2 protein-coding genes are annotated in these 2,790 nt (G+C 64.0%); both read left to right on the top strand.

Annotated elements, in window-relative coordinates; translation table 11 throughout:
• A partial coding sequence (locus tag VGN72_20850; protein ID HEV7301799.1) for a hypothetical protein occupies positions 1-1,420 on the top strand: 1,420 nt, incomplete at its 5' end.
• A partial coding sequence (locus tag VGN72_20845) for a glycosyl hydrolase (GenBank protein HEV7301798.1) occupies positions 1,417-2,790 on the top strand: 1,374 nt, incomplete at its 3' end. The genes VGN72_20850 and VGN72_20845, both read left to right, overlap by 4 nt.

Below are 2,790 nucleotides of genomic sequence, written 5' to 3'. Positions count from 1 at the left end.
CTGGCGCAAGCGTGAGTGCCCGCCGAGCGAGTTCTTCCAGAACCCGTGGTGGCCGCACAGCCGCCCGCTGTGGGACTACGTCGGGCGGTTGTCGGCGGCGATGTCGGCCGGGCGGCACGTGGCGCCGGTGGCGTTGTACTATCCGACCGAGCACGCCTGGACCGCCATCAGCGCCGGCGCGCCCAAGGCGTTCAACGGGATGGAGTGGGAGGCCTGGCAGATGAGCCAGATCGACCACCCCTTGCAGAAGGCGGACCTGTCGCTCAACCGCCTGAACGAGATCCTGCTGTCGAGCCATTACGACTTCGATTACATCGACCACACGTTGCTGGCCGATGCCGCCGTTGAACAGGGCAAGTTGCGCGTGAACCACGAGCACTTCAGCGCCATCGTCGTGCCGGCAATCAACGCGATCGGCGCCGCTGCGCTATCGCGCCTGCTGGCGTTCGCCGAGGTGGGCGGCCTGGTGATCTTCGTCAACCAACTGCCGAACAACGTCGTCGATGGGCACGCGCCGGTCGGTTGGACGAACGTAGTGGAGGAACTAAGCAAGCTGCGCCAACCCGGAACCATGGCAAAGGGATCAGGACGATTGGGCTTTGTGCCCCATGGTGACGAGGGCGTCGTGGTGCTCCTGCAACGATCGGTCGCTGCCGACTTCCGCGTTTTGCCGACTGCTGAAGCGCGGCAATTCATTACCACGCAACACTCGCGTTTCGTCGGGTACGTGGAAACGCGCATCGCTCCGCTTCACCGTTCGTTGCGTTACCACCGCAGGGTGCTGGACGACGGCCAGAACGTCTACTTCGTCGTCAACGAATCGGGCGAGCGCTTCGATGCGGTGATCGAACTGGCCGGCGGCAACTCGGTCGAGCGGTGGTACCCCGATTCCGGAAAACGCCGCCCCGTTGCCTCGGTAGAAGCGGATGACGGTCGGACGCGCCTAACGCTTACTGTCGAGCCCTGGGATTCATATTTATTTGTCGTTTCCGGCGGCAAGTCACAGACGCCCAAGCCGTCTAAACCGGTCTGGGCCAGAGAGCTCGATGCGTGGCAGCTTCAGATTGATGGCCAGACGTACGACGGCCCGCTGGCCAGTTGGCATGAACTGGGCTATGGGTACTTCTCTGGCGTCGCCACCTACGCGACCGAATTCGAATTGTCGGTCGGCGCCGCCGCATGCGAACGGATCGTCCTTGACCTCGGGCAGGTGCTTGAGACGGCGATCGTGAGCATCAACGGGCACGCGCTGCCGCCGTTGGCGTTTGCGCCATACCGCGTCGACCTGACCCCGCACGTTCGCAGCGGCGCCAACCAACTCCACGTCGAGGTCGCGAACACCAATACCAATGCCTGGGAACAAGTGGAGCGCACCAGCGGCCTGCTTGGGCCCGTTTCGCTGGCCTGCCAGAGCCGATGATGAACCTCCACGATTTACATGAGGCGTTCGCTGCGCCGTCCGCCGAGCACCGCGCCTGTCCGTTCTGGTTTTGGAACGGGGAGATGGAGCCGGGCGAGATGCGCCGCCAGGTCCAGGTGATGTCCGACATGGGATTGGGCGGCTTCGTCATCCATGCTCGGGTTGGCCTCGCCGTCCCTTACTTGTCCGACGCGTGGTTCGACCGATGCGCAGTCGCGATCGAGGAAGCCGAACGGCTTGGCATGAAGGTCTGGATCTACGACGAGGACAACTGGCCCAGCGGCTACGCGGGTGGTCGCGTGATCGCCGACGACCCAGAGCGGGCAGGACAACATTTGGCGGCCGAGCGGCATTACACGCGCAATGGGGCGCCTGTGCGCGCGAAGCTGGACCGGCCCGATGAGGTTCGCTTCGCGTGTGCGATGCGCATCGCGTCGGTTCAGCCGGTCCCGCCCGATCCGCTGCGGGCAGATTATCGCCCCATCGATGTGCCGTGGTATGACGGACAGGGCAACACGCTCTCGTACGCGCCGGAACCGCCAGTGGCGGTGCTGATCGATGGCGATCAGCTCAATTGGTCGCCACCGGCCGGTGACTGGTGCGTCGTCATCCTTCGGCAGCGGGCGACCGACTTCAACGCGGCGTACAGCAGCCAACCGTACGTCGATCTGATGAACCCCCACGCCGTCGACGCGTTCATCACCTACACGCACGAACAGTACCGCCGGCGATTCGAGCGACATTTCGGCAAGACGGTACTGGGCTTCTTCGTAGACGAACCTGGGTTCTACAACAATTTCCTCGATCGTGCGCCGGCCTCGGTGCCTTGGACGCGCGACTTCGTCGCCGAGTTTGCGCGTCGCCGCGGCTACGATGTGTTACCCTGGGTGGCCGCGCTTTGGGAGGACCTCGGAGAGCGGGGTCGACAGGTCCGCGTCGACTATTGGCAAACGGTGGCCGAACTGCTCGAGTCCCGGTTCTACGGTCGTTTGGCATCATGGTGTGCGGAGCACGGTGTCGCGCTGACCGGTCATCTGCTGCTTGAAGAATGGATGACGACGCTCGTTCGCCACACCGCCGACCCGTTCGCATCGCTGCGGCCTTTGCAGGTGCCTGCGGTCGATAAGATCGACGAGGTCGACGACAAGATAAGCGAGAAGCTTGTTGCCTCGATCGCGCACGCCCACAATCGGCCCCGCGTGCTGAGCGAGACGTTCGCGTGCATCGGCTGGAAGCTGGCGCCGCCGTACATGCGTCAGATCGTGGACCGGCAGTACGTGCGTGGGGTGAACTGGCTAAGCTGCCACGGGTTCTACTACAGCACGGAGGACTGGCGCAAGCGTGAGTGCCCGCCGAGCGAGTTCTTCCAG

The sequence above is a fragment of the Tepidisphaeraceae bacterium genome, assembly GCA_035998445.1.
Lineage (GTDB): Bacteria > Planctomycetota > Phycisphaerae > Tepidisphaerales > Tepidisphaeraceae > DASYHQ01.
Note: the sequence above shows the minus strand (reverse complement) of the source record. Positions and strands in the feature narration are given on the sequence as shown.